The 15,311-nt window shown below is 59.3% G+C and carries 12 protein-coding genes and 1 pseudogene; 11 read left to right on the top strand and 2 right to left on the bottom strand.

Annotation, left to right across the window (positions count from 1 at the left end; translation table 11 throughout):
* Window positions 1-4: 4 nt before the first annotated feature.
* Window positions 5-1,180 carry a precorrin-3B synthase gene (gene cobG / locus ADB08_RS02480; protein WP_065419943.1) on the bottom strand — a complete coding sequence of 392 codons (1,176 nt, stop codon included), beginning with the start codon at window positions 1,178-1,180 and terminating at the stop codon, window positions 5-7.
* Window positions 1,181-1,431: 251 nt separating this feature from the next.
* Here cobG and ADB08_RS02475 point away from each other — a divergent pair, with 251 nt between their 5' ends.
* The 5 genes from ADB08_RS02475 to ADB08_RS02455 all read left to right on the top strand — a co-directional run bounded on the left by ADB08_RS02475 (window position 1,432) and on the right by ADB08_RS02455 (window position 10,089).
* On the top strand, window positions 1,432-2,994 hold the full coding sequence (locus tag ADB08_RS02475; protein WP_049170527.1) for a lipase family protein: 1,563 nt from the start codon (window positions 1,432-1,434) through the stop codon (window positions 2,992-2,994).
* 173 nt (window positions 2,995-3,167) lie between these two features.
* Entirely contained in the window at window positions 3,168-6,818 is a 3,651-nt protein-coding gene (cobN, locus tag ADB08_RS02470; RefSeq protein ID WP_049170639.1) for a cobaltochelatase subunit CobN, read from the top strand.
* Between the two features lie 98 nt (window positions 6,819-6,916).
* A complete protein-coding gene (locus ADB08_RS02465) occupies window positions 6,917-7,537 on the top strand; it encodes an FxsA family protein (protein WP_016422814.1) in 621 nt (206 codons plus the stop codon).
* Between the two features lie 38 nt (window positions 7,538-7,575).
* Complete coding sequence (lnt, locus tag ADB08_RS02460; RefSeq protein ID WP_049170522.1) at window positions 7,576-9,264, top strand: apolipoprotein N-acyltransferase; 1,689 nt, start codon at window positions 7,576-7,578, stop codon at window positions 9,262-9,264.
* 12 nt (window positions 9,265-9,276) lie between these two features.
* On the top strand, window positions 9,277-10,089 hold the full coding sequence (locus tag ADB08_RS02455) for a polyprenol monophosphomannose synthase (protein WP_049170520.1): 813 nt from the start codon (window positions 9,277-9,279) through the stop codon (window positions 10,087-10,089).
* A 303-nt stretch (window positions 10,090-10,392) separates the two neighbouring features.
* On the opposite strand, the gene ADB08_RS02450 is transcribed toward ADB08_RS02455, so the two are convergent.
* Window positions 10,393-10,782 carry an RNA polymerase-binding protein RbpA gene (locus ADB08_RS02450; protein ID WP_005511311.1) on the bottom strand — a complete coding sequence of 130 codons (390 nt, stop codon included), beginning with the start codon at window positions 10,780-10,782 and terminating at the stop codon, window positions 10,393-10,395.
* A gap of 81 nt (window positions 10,783-10,863) precedes the next feature.
* On the opposite strand from ADB08_RS02450, the gene ADB08_RS02445 reads away from it, so the two are divergent.
* From ADB08_RS02445 to ADB08_RS02425, 6 genes and pseudogenes are all read left to right on the top strand, one after another.
* Window positions 10,864-11,253 carry a hypothetical protein gene (locus ADB08_RS02445; protein ID WP_152682201.1) on the top strand — a complete coding sequence of 130 codons (390 nt, stop codon included), beginning with the start codon at window positions 10,864-10,866 and terminating at the stop codon, window positions 11,251-11,253.
* A 17-nt stretch (window positions 11,254-11,270) separates the two neighbouring features.
* Window positions 11,271-11,981, top strand: coding sequence for a YceI family protein (locus tag ADB08_RS02440; protein WP_049170513.1), 711 nt, complete (start codon window positions 11,271-11,273; stop codon window positions 11,979-11,981).
* Window positions 11,982-12,172: 191 nt separating this feature from the next.
* A complete protein-coding gene (locus tag ADB08_RS02435) occupies window positions 12,173-12,391 on the top strand; it encodes a hypothetical protein (protein WP_049170512.1) in 219 nt (72 codons plus the stop codon).
* A gap of 417 nt (window positions 12,392-12,808) precedes the next feature.
* Window positions 12,809-13,356 (top strand): annotated as a pseudogene (locus ADB08_RS11730) (CNNM domain-containing protein); the annotation flags it as partial.
* 117 nt (window positions 13,357-13,473) lie between these two features.
* Window positions 13,474-14,244, top strand: coding sequence for a hemolysin family protein (locus tag ADB08_RS02430; protein WP_255462070.1), 771 nt, complete (start codon window positions 13,474-13,476; stop codon window positions 14,242-14,244).
* Between the two features lie 3 nt (window positions 14,245-14,247).
* Window positions 14,248-15,285, top strand: a complete 1,038-nt coding sequence (locus ADB08_RS02425; RefSeq protein ID WP_049170509.1) for a hemolysin family protein — start codon at window positions 14,248-14,250, stop codon at window positions 15,283-15,285.
* The last annotated feature ends 26 nt before the right edge of the window (window positions 15,286-15,311 follow it).

Here is a 15,311-nt window from a genome sequence, read left to right as displayed (position 1 = left end):
AAGCCTAGTCCACAGCAGTGACTTCGTATTCTCCGTCCCCGGTGGCGAGATAGTCGAAGTAACCGCCCTTGGGCTTGCCGCAGCGACGCTCACAACCGGAGAAGTGCACGCGCCCCTCGGGCAGTCGGCCATCGGCAATTGCGTGAGAAGCATCGCCGCGGGTGTCAGCCAGAGACTTTTTGCAGCCGGGGCGTCCGGTGCAGGCGCTGACGCGCAGCCAGGTGGACTTCCGATCGAAGATCAGACCATTGGGCGCCAATACCTTGACGACCTGTTCGGCAACTTCCTCTTCCAAATCATGCAGGATCAGCGAGTACCACGGAGTGATATGCACCGGCACCTGAGTGTGCGAGATCGCTCGGGCCAGACGCGCCGGGAGGACACCAAAGCGCAGGCCAGCGGCCAGGCTAACCAGGCCATCCGGCTGGTCAATCCAACCGATCTGGCGGGACAGCCCGGCGGTGGCATCGAAGCTCTCAGCCGGAGTCGGCTCCTGGCGACGAACTCGCGCGCCCAATTCCTCGACTACGGCATCAGCAACGCGCTCGGCCGCATTGGCTTCGGCGATGCGCCAGGCTGAACCACGGCTGTCATTCCACACCTTCGCTGTGGTGATGAGAGCCTCCACGACGTCGTCACGCGAGACGACAAGCCCCGAGGTCGCGCCACCAATGATGAGTTCGAACGTGTTCTCATCGTGGGCGACAACACCGAAGTCGGGGCGCTCACCGAGCACGTCACCGCGGCCATCGTCGAAAGCCATGAGTGTGCGACCTGGCAGTGTTGCCAGCGACGGCTCCGCGATGAGGGCCTTGTCGAACTCTTGAACCAGGTCGCGCACATCAGCTTTACCGCCGACGCGACCGGACAGCGGCGACTGAAGAACGTTGCGTACGCGGTCGTGGCTGGTGGAGGGAACCAGCTTCTCTTCTTCCGCGGCATCGGCGAATGCGCCGGTGTTGGTGATGCCACGGATCTGAACATTGCCGCGGGAGGTGAAGTGAATATCACCGTCGCCGAAATTCTCGGCCAAATCGGCGAGTACGGCGAAGCCCGGCGCGGGGAGAAAGCCTCCGGGGAAGCGCAGACGACCAATTGCGCCATCAGCTGCGATATGAACCTTGCGGCTGCCGGGGCAACCGTCCTGACGAGTGCGGGTTCCTTGATCAGATGCAGTCATACTCTCAAGAATACGCAAACACACACAGAGCTGAGCCCCCGAAAACAGGGGCACATTATCCAGCCCCTTTCCAGCCCAACGAAACCATCCTGAAGTGGAGTTTTCATACCCCTCCGCAAAAACATACAAATTCTTCACTGAAAATCCACCGATCTACCTTTTTAAAACCTTATTGTTTTCATAACCTAACTTCCTCTGAATTAAGGGAAGTTTTCATTGGGTTTTCAATCTGGGGTTATTCAGGAGATTTCATGCCACATCACGACGCTGAAGCACTCACGCACGAGGCACACGACACCGTCGGCACCGGCCGTGCCTCGACACAGACACGCTCTGCTTCACGACGAAACCGTCGCACAATCCGAACGGGAATCGGGGTAGCGCTAGCAGGTCTTATGACCATCGGCCTGGCTACACCTGCAAACGCACAGCCACTAAACATCCCGGGCCTATCGGATAGTGGGCTGGCGGATAAGGTGTCGTCGTCAAGCGCAAACCGCGAACTGCCTGGTTTCGGCCATGTACCGAACCCGAATATGGAGAGGCTACTCGGCATCGAGAAAGACGATGAGGAGTCTGGTAGCGAGGGCGCAGGCAGGCAGCTGACCCCGGAACAGGCTCGCGTGGCCGCAGCCTCTCCGCTGAATTCTCTGCCGCTGACCCCGTCGCGCACGGCAAATGCCGGCATGCTGGTCAGCAGTGAGGATGCCGAGATGATGGTGAACGACAAGCTGTGGAATGTGGATGCCAAGCGTATTCACTACAACTCCACGGATTCCCTCGGAAATCCCAGTGTGGACACAGCCCTTGTGGTGACGCCGAAGACGGAGTGGAAGGGCAGCGGTCCGCGTCCGGTCGTCGCAATCGCGCCGGGCACGCAGGGTGGCGCGGAAAAGTGCGACCCCTCGGTATCCTCGCAGACCGGCCTAAAGATTGAGTTCGGTCCGTTGGACATTATTGCTCCATACGAGACGATCCCGATGGTCGCGAACTTGAAGCGAGGCGCGACTGTGGTGATGATCGACCACCACCGCAATTCCCAGGGTAACCAGGACTACGTCGACAACATCGCCTCGGCACAGTCACTGTTTGATGCCGTGTCTGCCTCACACGAGCTCGGCGTGGACAAAAATGCGCCCGTGGGAATTTATGGCTACTCCCAGGGTGGCTCCGCAGCCGCTGCAGCCGCTGAGCGTGCAGGTGTCTACGCTCCAGAGCTCAACGTCGCCGCATCTGCCGCCGGCGGCCCGCCGTCCGATCTCGCAAACGTCCTCGACCAGATTGATGGCACTACGCTGACCGCCGCGATTGCACTGGCAATCAATTCTGTCCTGGATAAGGATCCGGAGCTGCGCCGAGTCCTCAAGGAAGAAATCAGCCCCGAAGGCAAAGAACTGCTGGACAACGTGGGCAACTACTGCGCGGGTGGCTTGGGTTTCCATCACTCGTTTGAAACCACTGACCAGTACACGACTAGCGGTGAGTCACTCAGCGAGATGATTAAGCGCTACGAGCCGGTACAGAAGGAACTCGCACGCCAGCGCGTCGGCAACTTCGTCCCAAATGCGCCGGTGTACCTCTACTCGGGTGAGCATGATGACATCATCCCCATCAACCAGGTTCGCAAGCTGCGCGATTCCTGGCTGAATCTCGGCTTCACCGACCTGGAGTACGTCGAAAACACGACTTCACCGGTGCTACCGAAGACGGGCATTAACCATATCGTTCCGATGCTCGCGGAACTGACTAATGCCACCGACTTCCTCTGGTCCCACTTCCCAGATCAGCCGGCGGAGCAGTCGCTGGAACTCTAGCAATAGCCCCTGCAGTAGAGTGATGGAGAAATCCACTGCCATGCCGCTGACGAGAAGCTCGGTGAAAATCCGCACGGTCGCGCCACTGTCACAGTCAGACCTCGTCATCGGTTAGAAGGCAGACTCCCGCCGACCGGGGACGCGTTGCTCCCCAGGAAGTGAATGACTACACCGTGATTCTGCTGCTGTCGACCTCGGATACCGACCTTCTGTCCGCCCGCGCGGCCGCTCAGGCCAACCCGGAGGTGTCCTACCGTTGGGCAAACCCGGCGCGTCTGCTCGACGATGATTTGCCCACGCTTGCCGACGGCGCCGATGTCGTCATCATCCGACTTCTCGGTGGCCGCCGCGCCTGGGAATCCGGCATCGACTACTTTGTGAACTCCGGTATTCCCACCGTCCTCGTCTCCGGTGAGCAGGCACCCGATGCCGAACTCACCGAGTATTCGACAGTTCCCGCAAACGTCGCCACGCAAACGCACATTTACCTGGCGGAAGGCGGCGCAAAGAACCTCGCACAGCTGCACAATTTCCTGTCGGACACACTGCTTCTGACCGGACTTGGCTTTGAAGAGCCCACTCGCATGCCGGCCTGGGGTTTCCTGGAGCGCGACTCCAAGGTGGCCACGGAAGATTCCCGCGGCACCGTCGGCATTATTTACTACCGCGCCCAGCACCTGGCGGGAAATACGCACTACATTGAGGCGCTTGCTGACGCGGTCGAGGCTCGCGGCTACGTCGCCAAGCCTATCTTCGCCGCGTCCCTGCGCACCGCCAGCGATGAACTGCTGGCAGAGCTAGCTTCCTGCGACGCGCTCATCACCACGGTGCTCGCCGCTGGCGGCAACCGCCCGGCACTCGCGCAGGCCGGCCAGGACGATGACGGCTGGGATGTCGCCGCACTCGCAGACCTGAACATTCCCATCATCCAGGGTTTGGCCCTGACTTCGTCCAAGGCGGCATGGGAGGACAACGACGAAGGTCTGTCGCCGCTGGACGTCGCAACACAGGTCGCCGTCCCCGAATTCGACGGCCGCATCATCTCGGTCGCGTTCTCGTTTAAGGAAATCGACTCCGACGAGCTCATTTCCTACGTCCCGGATCTCGAGCGTTGCGACCGCCTGGCCGGCATCGCCACCCGTTACGCCGCGCTCCGCCACATCAACAACGCTGACAAGCGCGTCGCCGTCATGCTCTCTGCGTACCCGACCAAGCACGCCCGCATCGGCAACGCTGTCGGTCTGGACACACCAGCATCCACGTTGAAGGTGCTGCACGCGCTTGCCGACGCCGGATACAACCTCGGCGACACCACCAAAATCCCCGGATATGCCACCGCCGAGGATGGTGCCGATGAACCAGATGCGTTCATGCACGCCATCATCGAGGCCGGCGGCCAGGACCCGGACTGGCTGACCGAAGAGGTTATGGAGGCAGCCGAGCTTCGCCTGCCCGCTGCCACCTACGAGAAGTTCTTCGCTACCTTGCCGGAAGAACTTCGCTCCGACATGCAGGACAAGTGGGGTGCCGCGCCGGGCACCCTGTACGTCCACCCGGATACCCAGGACATCTACATTGCGGGCCTGACCTTCGGCAATGTCGTGGTCATGGTGCAGCCACCGCGCGGTTTCGGTGACAACCCGGTGGGTATCTACCACGACCCGGATCTGCCGCCGACGCACCATTACCTGGCCTGCTACCGCTTCCTGTCGCTGCCGCAGGCGGAGGGCGGTTTCGGCGCCGATGCCGTGGTTCACATGGGCAAGCACGGCAACCTGGAGTGGCTGCCGGGCAAGACCGTCGGCCTTTCCGCTTCCTGCGGCCCGGATGCTGCCATCGGCGAGCTGCCAATGATCTACCCCTTCCTGGTCAACGACCCGGGCGAAGGCACACAGGCCAAGCGCCGTGCTCACGCCACGCTTGTCGACCACCTCATTCCGCCAATGGCCCGCGCCGAATCCTACGGTGACATCACCCGTCTGGAACAGCTTCTCGACGAGCACCAGAACATCTCCGCCATGGATCCGGCCAAGCTGCCGGCCATCCGCCAGGAGATTTGGACGCTGCTGACCGCCGCGAAGATGGACCGCGACCTCGGCTGGGACGAGCGCCCGGACGAGGAGGTCTTCGATGACATGCTCATGCATGTCGACGGCTGGCTCTGCGAGATTAAGGACGTCGCCATCCGCGGTGGCCTCCACGTGCTCAGCCAGGCACCGGAAGACGAATCTCTAATCGGCACTGTGACCACCATGTTGCGCGCCCGCCAGCTGTGGGGCGGCAAGCAGACCCTGCCGGGCCTGCGCGAAGCTCTCGGCCTGGCCGAGGACGGCACCGATGAACGCCACGCTGTGGACTCTATCGATGCACTGGCTACGGCGCTGGTAACCGCCGTGGTGAAGAATCCCGACCAACCGGTGACACAGATCGCGGCTGATGTGCTCGGCTCCGAGGAATTTGCCGATATCGCGGCACCAAACGGCCTCGACCAGGTCGTCGAGCTGCTGCAGTTCACCCGCGACGAAATTCTCCCGCGCCTGGCTGCTACCAGCGAGGAGATCCCACGCATTCTTTCTGCTCTCGATGGCGAATTCGTCCCGGCTGGCCCCTCCGGCTCACCGTTGCGTGGCCTGGTCAACGTGCTGCCGACTGCCCGCAACTTCTACTCGGTTGACCCCAAGGCGGTGCCGTCGCGCCTGGCTTGGGAAACCGGTGTTAACCTCGCCGATGGCCTGATTGAGCGCTACCGCGCCGACCACGGTGAGTACCCCAAGTCGGTTGGTCTGTCGGTGTGGGGCACTTCCGCCATGCGTACCTCGGGCGATGACATCGCCGAGGTGCTCGCGTTGATTGGTGTGCATCCGGTGTGGGATGACGCATCTCGCCGTATTGTCGGCCTTGAGCCGATTCCGCTGGAGGAGCTGGGCCGCCCGCGCATTGACGTGACCGTCCGTATTTCCGGCTTCTTCCGTGATGCGTTTCCGCATGTTATCGACCTTTTGGATGATGCGTTTCAGCTCGTCGTCAAGCTTGATGAATCCGATGAGGACAACTACGTGCGCGCCCATGCGAAGGCCGACCAGCAGGAGCGCCCGCGTCGCATCTTCGGTTCCAAGCCGGGCACCTATGGAGCTGGCCTGCTGCAGCTGATCGATTCCGGTTCCTGGCGCGATGACGCGGACCTGGCAAAGGTCTACACGACCTGGGGTGGCTACGCCTATGGCCGCGGTGTCGATGGGGAAGAGGCAGCTGACGACATGAAGACGGCCTACCGCCGTATTCAGGTTGCCGCGAAGAATGCCGATACCCGCGAGCACGATATCGCCGACTCCGATGACTACTTCCAGTTCCACGGCGGCATGATCGCCACGGTCCGCGCACTGACGGGTTCCGCTCCGGAGGCCTATGTGGGCGATTCCACCCGCCCGGACGCCGTGCGCACCCGCACCCTGCACGAGGAGACGCGACGCGTCTTCCGTGCCCGCGTGGTCAACCCACGCTGGATGCAGGCAATGCGTAACCACGGCTACAAGGGCGCCTTCGAAATGGCCGCAACCGTCGACTACCTCTTCGGTTACGACGCGACGGCGCAGGTCATGGATGACTGGATGTACGAAACGCTTACCGACGAGTACGTTGCGAACCCGGAAAACCGCGAGTTCTTTGAACAGTCGAATCCGTGGGCTCTGCACGATATTTCCGAGCGCCTGATGGAGGCCGCCGAGCGCGGTATGTGGGAAAACCCCGACCAGGAACGCATGGATTTGCTGCGCCAGACCTACCTGGATACAGAGGGCGACTTAGAGGAGCGCGCTGACCGGTAGGTAACCGCTAGGCGACCGGTAGGCGACCGCTAGTCGTGGTCTAACCGGCCGATAGCCGTAACCACTTGCTCATCTAGTGGCGGTTACACTGGGGAACTATGAGCAAGTGGTTCACAATTATTTACCTCATCGCCGAGATTGCGGCCTTTATCGCACTTGGTGAATGGATTGGCTATGGCTGGACCGTCCTGCTGGTTCTGGGTCTATTCATTCTGGGATTGGTTTTCGCCGCCATCGAGTTCAAGCGCATCTACCAGAAGTTGCTGCTGGATACTTCTCGTACTCTTACTGAGTACGGACAGAAGCATCCGGAGGAGGCAATCAAGCGCTCGGCAAAGGGCGCGGGACACTTTGTGGCTGACTCGGCAATTCTGTTGGTTGGCTCTTGGCTGATTGCCCTGCCGGGCGTCGTCACCACCGTTGTTGGTTTCCTCATGGTGCTACCGCCGACTCGCTGGCTGATTCGTAAGAGCGGATCGGTGGCGCTGCTCAACGGACTCCGCAACTTCAGTGACCGCAGCATGATGGTGGTCTCTCAGTACGGCATGAACCCCGGTGCTCCAGGAACTGGCGCTGGTGCTGGCGGTTTTTCGGGTTTCCCTGGATTCTCTGGTGGTTTCCCGGGTGCGGATGGCAAGGCCTTCCCACAGGATAAAATCGTCCCACCGGCACCGGACAACGCCTGGGATGATGACCAGGACGACAGCGACAAGCGCTAACTCAAAAACTCGCAAACGTAGAGAGTTCTCTTATACAAGTGCACACTAACCGCCAAGCGCGCTCCAGCGAGCACGGGAACGTCGCTCAGAAAGACGCTTCGAAAGGCATTCCGGAGAATCCGAATCGCTGGCAGGCGCGCTTTCGCGCGCTTACCCCACTAAAGCAGCGCCTCGTTCTCGCCTTCATTGCAATCCTCGCTGGTGGATTGCAGTTCTTAAGCTATGCGCCCATGAGCTGGTGGTGGACGGCCTGGATCGGCCTCGCCCTGCTCATTTTTGCCTTCTTCTGCGCAGCCGATTGGAAATCCAGCGTAGTGGTGGGCTTCAGCTGGGCAACAGCGACGGCACTTTTCTCACTGCCGTGGATCGGCTCCTTCGTCGGCATTGGCCCCTACGTGGCGCTCTCAATTGTGCTGGGTCTCCTGACAATTCCGGCGGCGCTTGCGATGTGGCTGATTGCCCAATCCAGTTTCCCCCTCGCGCTGAAGCTCCCTGGCATGGCCGCTGCGCTCGTGGCAGGGGAGGCGCTGCTAGCCCGCTGGCCTTTCGGAGGCTTCCCCTGGCTCCGCGTTGCCTGGGGGCAGGTCGACGGCCCGCTGGCCCCAGCAGTGGCAATCGGCAGCACTGCATTGGTCACTTTCCTCGCTGCTTGCGTTGGTGCGGGACTGGTCGCGCTCACGCTACGTTCCTATGCAACCTCCGCTGCGCTTTTGGTGGGAGCGTTATTCGTCGGCTGGGTTCTTCCTGCGTGGACCCAACCACTGCCTGAGCCTACGGCCGCTGACAACACCCGTGTCGCGGTTATCCAGGGCAATGTTCCTCGCCTCGGTTTAGAGTTCAATGCCCAGCGCCGCGCAGTCCTGCAAAACCACGCCGATGCCACCAATGAGCTGGCACGACGTGTCCACCAAGGTAAGGAACAGCAACCGGATATCGTCATCTGGCCCGAAAACTCCTCCGATGTCAGCCCGTTTACGGATGGGGAAGCGGCACGCATTATCGAAAACGCCGCGATGAATATTGGCGCTCCCATCGTGGTCGGCACCTTTACCTACACCGATGGGGTGCAAAACACCATGGTGGTCTGGGATCCGCAGACCGGCCCCGGCGACCAGCACGAGAAAATCTATCTCCAGCCCTTCGGCGAAACCATGCCATTCCGCGAGCTACTGCGCCACTTTTCCGACATGGTCGCTCACGCCGGAGACATGACTCCGGGCAACGGCGATGCCGTGGTCACAACGCCAGGCACAGATGGTTTAAAGAAGGTCAATCTAGGCGTGGCCACCTGTTACGAAGTGGTCTTCGATGGCGCCTTCCGCAACGCGGTCAACCACGGCGCAACCATGCTGGCCACGCCCACAAATAACGCCACCTTCGGTTTCACCGACATGACCTACCAACAGCTGGCCATGAGCCGCATGCGAGCCATGGAGTTCCAACGCTCCACGGCCGTCGCCGCAACCAGCGGTGTGAGCGCGATTGTGGATGCGCACGGAGACGTCGTAAAGCAGAGCAAAATCTTCGAGCAGAAGGTACTCACTGAAACTCTGCCTCAGTACGCCCACCTGACTTTTGCAGCCCGTTTCGGGACGTGGATTGAAGGTCTACTGACTGCATTCGGTATTCTTTGTGTGGTTGGTGCCGTCCTGCGTCGCCGTGGCGGAGATGCCAGGGCAGGCGCAGATGAAGTTGATGGCCGGGATACTGAGCAGAACATGCACTAAGGAGAATCACGAGTGACTGCCCTAAATGAGTCGACGCTGGTTGTCATTCCCACTTTCAACGAGCGGGAAAACCTGCCGGGCGTGATTGCACGCCTGCGCGCAGCGGAGCCTCGCGTCGACATTTTGGTTGTCGATGACTCTTCACCAGACGGCACCGGTGAGCTCGCCGATGAAATCGCTGCCGCTGACAAGTCGGACAACGGCGAAGAGCACATCTACGTCCTGCACCGCGAGGGCAAGGGCGGTCTCTGGGGTGCGTACCGCGCGGGCTTCGCTTGGGGTCTCGAGCGCGACTACGAGGTTCTCTGCGAGATGGATGCCGACGGCTCCCACGCACCAGAGCAGTTCCATCTGCTGCTGGAGAAGCTCGAGGACGGTGCCGATGTCGTCATCGGTTCCCGCTACATTCCGGGCGGCAAGACCGTCAACTGGCCAATGAGCCGTCAGGTTCTCTCCCGCGGCGGCAACCTCTACATCTCGCTGGCGCTCGGCGCGGGCATCTCGGATATCACCGCTGGCTACCGTGCTTATCGACGGGAAGTTCTCGAAACCCTCGATCTCGACAACATTGGCAAGGCTGCGTACCTGTTCCAGACCGAGCTCGCTTTTGAGGCTGTACAGGCGGGCTTCTTGGTGGAGGAGGTTCCGATCACCTTTACTGAGCGCGAGTACGGCGAGTCCAAGATGGATGGCAGCTTTGTGAAGCAGTCACTGCTGCAGGTCACCAAGTGGGGATTCAAGCACCGCTCACAGCAGGTAAAAAACCTGGGGTCGGAGATTGGTCGCCTGGCTGGTCACGAGTTTAAGCAGCGATTCCGCAAGTAGGGCTAGGGCAGCCCCAAAGATTGCGGCCTGCCCGTGTGGAGACGGGCTGCCTGTATGACTGCGGGCTGCCTGTATGAATGGGGGCTGCAAATGTGAAACTGACTTAGTTTATGACAGTTTCAGGCCATTTTTCAGGCCATTTTTGTCATAAACGCAGTCAGTAACTCGGATCGGCCCGCCGCAGCCAGGCACCAACAAAAAACGGGCCCGAATAAGGAGCAAAACCTTATCCGGACCCATTTTGCAGCATGTAATTCACAGCTGCAGCGCCCTAAAGCTCACTAGCGCAAGCCAGCTCAAACCTTAAGCGTTCTTCTCTGCTTCTTCGGCTTCCTTCTGAGCCTTCAGCAGGCGAGCGGCGTTACGACGACGCTTGCGCAGCAAGTCAACACGCTCATCCAGCAGCACGTCGAGCTCCTCGATGGAGCGGCGCTCACGGAGCATGTCCCAGTGAGTCCTCGGCGGCTTCACCGGCTTGGCTTCAGTGCCTTCGCCTTCAACCAGCTCACCAATTTGGCCATTCTTGCACAGCCATTCACCTGGAATTTCCGCGTCATCCGCGAATGGGACCTCGAAGATCTCACCGGATTCAGTGCGGTAGCGGACCATCATTCGCGGCGCGAGGTCATGATCGCGATCGGTCTCATACGAAACGGCGCCCATGCGACTGCCACGAAGAACTCGATCTGCCATGTGGAACGTGCCCCCTTTGGTAGAAATACTAGACCACACATTATAACGCCTTAGTCAGCATTCATGCCATAATTGACTTCTGTGTCAGATCAGAAGCCGAGCACAACTATCGCCAATTGCCAGTGGTGTGGCCGCGAAATGGAGGTCGCGATCCGCGGTCGCCGGCGCAAATTCTGCAGCCAAGCCTGCCGGCAGCGCGCGTATGAAAAACGCACCGGCGTAGCAAAAGGCGCCTCCAGGCCGATTGCCGAACGAATCAATTCGGATCTCACGCTGAAGACCACCGATGCCACGAGCAGGTCGGCGGGCGATGACGTCGTAAAGCGAATAGGGGACGGGCTCTTCGAAGTACGTTGTCTCGCCGAAGACTTGCGCACCGCGCTTGACGACGACATGGAGACTTCCGCCCTACAGGAGATTACGCAGGAATTGATTATGAAAACGCGTGAGGTGGAACGGTTTATCCCATAGCGGATTAAAAGGATAGGATGAGCACTATGAATTCTGGTGTCCGTAAATCAATTATTACTTTGATAGCCGTTGCAGTTGTTGCGCTCGCAATTGTTATTGTGGGACCAGTTTTGTATCGCGTTTTCACGCATGAAGGGGTGCGTACTGGGGATTTCGAGGCTAACGAGCTGCCTGCAGCAACGACTGACGCGAATGGCACCTGGAAGATTGTCGGTGGCGATAACTCACAGAACACCTCCGTTGGCTTTACTTTTAACGAGGTGCTGCCAGGCAGTAGGCGGACGACGTCCGGTTCCACCCACGATGTCACTGGCGAGCTGAAGGTTGCTAACAACAATCTTGAGGACGCATCCGTTGTTGTTGACATGGCAACTCTGACTAGCGATATTGAACGTCGTGACATCAATGTCCGCAACAATATTTTCAGCGTTGAGCAGTACCCAGAAGCTAAGTTTGAGCTTGCAGAGCCGCTCGATATTTCAAACATTCCAGATAACGGCCAGTGGGCGAATATCGAGATTCCGGGACGCCTGACCATCCGCGGTGTCACCAATGATGTCACCGTGCCGATGAAGGCCGCTCGTACCGAAAACCTGGTTTTGCTGTCGGGCACTCTGCCAATCAACCGACTGGATTACAACGTGCGCCTGCCACAGTTTGTAGCTGCATCCATCGAGGAAAACGGCGAACTCAATCTACGCATTGTCGCAGAGAAGCAGGACGCGTAGGACGGGTAGGTTTCGCGGCTGGCAGGCACCGCCATCTAAAGAAAATCGCAGCGGAGCTAATCCGAAAGAGGCTTCTAGCCAGCGGAAATATACCTCGATTCGTCACTGTGACGTAATAAAGCCATTTAGTCACACACCACAGAAACCCCACCAAAAACATTTTTGGTGGGCTAGTTGGGAGCCACAACGATATGAACACCTACGAAGCAATGTTGCTCGCACGAAAGGTGCGAATGGTGCTGCTCATTATCTTCATCGCGTTCGTGACCTACAAGGGCGTGTGGTGGCTCGCGGCTGTCGGCGCATTCCTGATTGGCATGACTCTGTGGCAGAACAAGCGACTGCGGGAAGAGATTGCCGTCCGCAACGCGGATGAGCTTGCAGCGAACGCCAAGGACAATGAGCAATAGACCCGACGGCATGGATCAAGCGCCAAGGTAGAACGCGGCGGCGGAAAAGGCGGCGGCGGAAAAGCGGCAGCCCTGGGAATTCGGAAAACCCCAGGGCCAACCACTTTCAATATTTGTCCGATAATATACATTATGACATTTTGGCCTTAGGATCCCGTCCTCCCCATTACCGCCGATGCGCCATTGCCGTCAGGTCTAAGGAATTTTTAGTAAGATTTCTCGCATGCCTGAACTCTCAGACACATCCAGTAGCTCCGACAGACCCGATACGTCAGACACGTCAGATAGAGCTGACTCGTCCGACGACCCTGAGCCTCGAACCAAAGTAAACGGGCTCTCTGTAGCCGCAGTAAGCGCAATAACCGTAGCAACCGCAACATCCTCAGCGAACGCAGCAAACACTCCAGGTGATGCCGCGTGATTGTATCCGCGCTTATCGTATTAGCGGTCTTTCTTTTCCTCGTTTTCGCCAATGCAATTTTCGTTGCTGTCGAGTTTTCCTACCTCACGGTTAATAGGAACGATGTCAAGAACGCCGCAAACGCCGGCTCAAAGTCCGCATATTTAGTAGACCGTGCTCTATCACGCACCTCTACTAACCTCTCCGGAGCACAGCTGGGAATTACGGTCACCAGCCTTGTTGCTGGTTTCCTGACCGGTCCTTCCCTCGGCGTCCTCCTCGAAGCCGCTTTTGGTGGCACTAGCATCTCTCCCGCCACCGTCACTGCAATCAGCACTACGGGCGCTTTCATTATCGCGACCTTCACTCAAATGGTCTTTGGCGAACTCGTCCCAAAAACTGGGCCATCGCCGAGCCCACTAAAGTCGCAAACCTCGTGGTCAGACCACAAAATGCCTTCATGTTCGCATTCGGCTGGCTGGTCTGGCTACTCAACAGCGCGGCTAATTGGGTGCTAAAACGGCTCGGCTTCTCCCCTGAGGAAGAGGTCGCCAGTGCCAGGACCGCGGAGGAACTCCGTGCCGTCGTCACGCGCTCTAGCGATGAAGGAAAGATTAACCCGCAGACCGCCGAGTTGGTGGCGCGATCGATTGAGTTCGGCGAGCGCACGGCGGCTGATGTGATGACGCCACGCACGCAGATTATCTTTATCGAAAATCAGAGCGTCGCAGAGATGCTGACGGTCGTCGCAGATTCCGGGCACGCCCGCTTCCCCGTCGTCGGCAACAGCGTCGACGACATTCGCGGCGTGGTGCATTACACCGACCTGCTCAGCGTGCCACACGCACAACGCTTGACGACGTCGGCTGCGAGCCTGGCCAAAGATGTACTCGTGGTGAACGACTCGACCACACTTGATCCGCTGATGCGTCAACTGCGTGAGGATGCATACCAGTTCGCAGTGGTTGTCGATGAGTACGGCGGCACGGACGGCATTGTGACGTTGGAGGATCTCGTCGAGGAGATCGTCGGTGAAATTGACGATGAACAGGACGATCGTTCGTTGCTCTACAGCCGGATTAGCCCCAATACGGTGATTGTTTCCGGTCTCATGCGCCCTGATGAGTTGGGAGAGATCCTAAACCTGGTCCTGCCGGAGGGCGAAGAATCCGACACTATTGGTGGATTTATCACCGAACGCTTGGATCGCATGCCTCGCTTCGGCGACACGATTACGGTCGAAGCCACCGACCACGAAAACCTCGATGAGGAGAACTTGCCTACCACCGCTGAAGTTGCTTTTCGAGTCGAGCGCATGGCGCGTCACCGCGTTGGCCGTATTCGTGTCCAGGTGGACCGCGCCGGCAACAAGGTCACGCGCACGGATGAAGGCGCTGACCAGGACGGCACCAGTCACAACCACGTCGAGCACAACAGCGAAAAGGAGGGCTAGAACATGCCACTACTTACTCTTATTTTGCTGTTGGCCCTCAATGCCTGGTTTGTCGCCGCTGAATTTGCGATGGTCTCGGCTCGCCGCGATCAAATTGAACCGGATGCCGTCAGCGGCTCTACCAGCGCAAAGTACGCGCTGCGCGGTATCGAAAACGTGTCGGTCTCCCTGGCGGCAACACAGCTGGGCATTACCGCCTGTTCCCTGCTCATCGGTGCCGTCGGCGAGCCTGCGATTGCGCACTTCTTCGAGCCCTACATGACAGCGCTGGGACTCCCCGCGGGCACCGCCCACGTGGTTGCGCTGGCGTTGGCGCTGCTGATTGTCACTTTCTTACACATGGTTGTCGGCGAAATGGTGCCGAAGAACATCGCTATTGCGGCTCCCAGCCCGACTGCGAAGTTCGTGGCTATTCCGCTGTATGTGATTGTGCGGGTGCTCAATCCGGTTATCTGGGCGATGAATACGACCGCGAACATCGTGGTTCGCAAGGTTCTTCGCGCCACTCCGAAGGACGAGGTCGATTCCTCCTTCACCGCTAGTCAGGTGCAGGATTTCGTCGCCGAGTCCGGGCGTCAGGGCCTTCTCGACAATGACGAGCTCGCGCTCCTCCACAAAGCTCTCGGCTTCGAGCATCTCACCGCCGCGGATGTCACTATGCAACTCGACACCCTCGTCACCATTGGCTCCGACGCCACCGTCGCCGACATCGAAGAGCTCAGCGCACGCACGCGCTTTTCCCGCTTCCCCATCACCGATGCCGACAGCAGCTTCATCGGCTACCTTCATGTCAAGGATTTGCTCTCGCTTGACGACGGTCACCGCGACCGACCCTTCCCGCGGAATCTGATTCGCACCTTTGCAAGCGTCAGCCCGGATGCCAAGCTCCAGACGGTCATGCGGCTGATGCAGCGCGAGCAGGCTCACTTCGCCTTGGTGACGGAGGAAAATAGTACTTCGGAGAGCTCTGTCAACGGAATCGTTGCGCTGGAGGACGTACTAGAAGAGCTCGTCGGCGAAGTCCGCCAGGCAACAGCCTAGCGAGTGCGCCGACGAGCCCCGTCGAT

Source organism: Corynebacterium sp. 239_CJEI, assembly GCF_001055995.1.
Classification (GTDB): Bacteria; Actinomycetota; Actinomycetes; order Mycobacteriales; family Mycobacteriaceae; genus Corynebacterium; species Corynebacterium jeikeium_D.
Note: the sequence above shows the minus strand (reverse complement) of the source record. Positions and strands in the feature narration are given on the sequence as shown.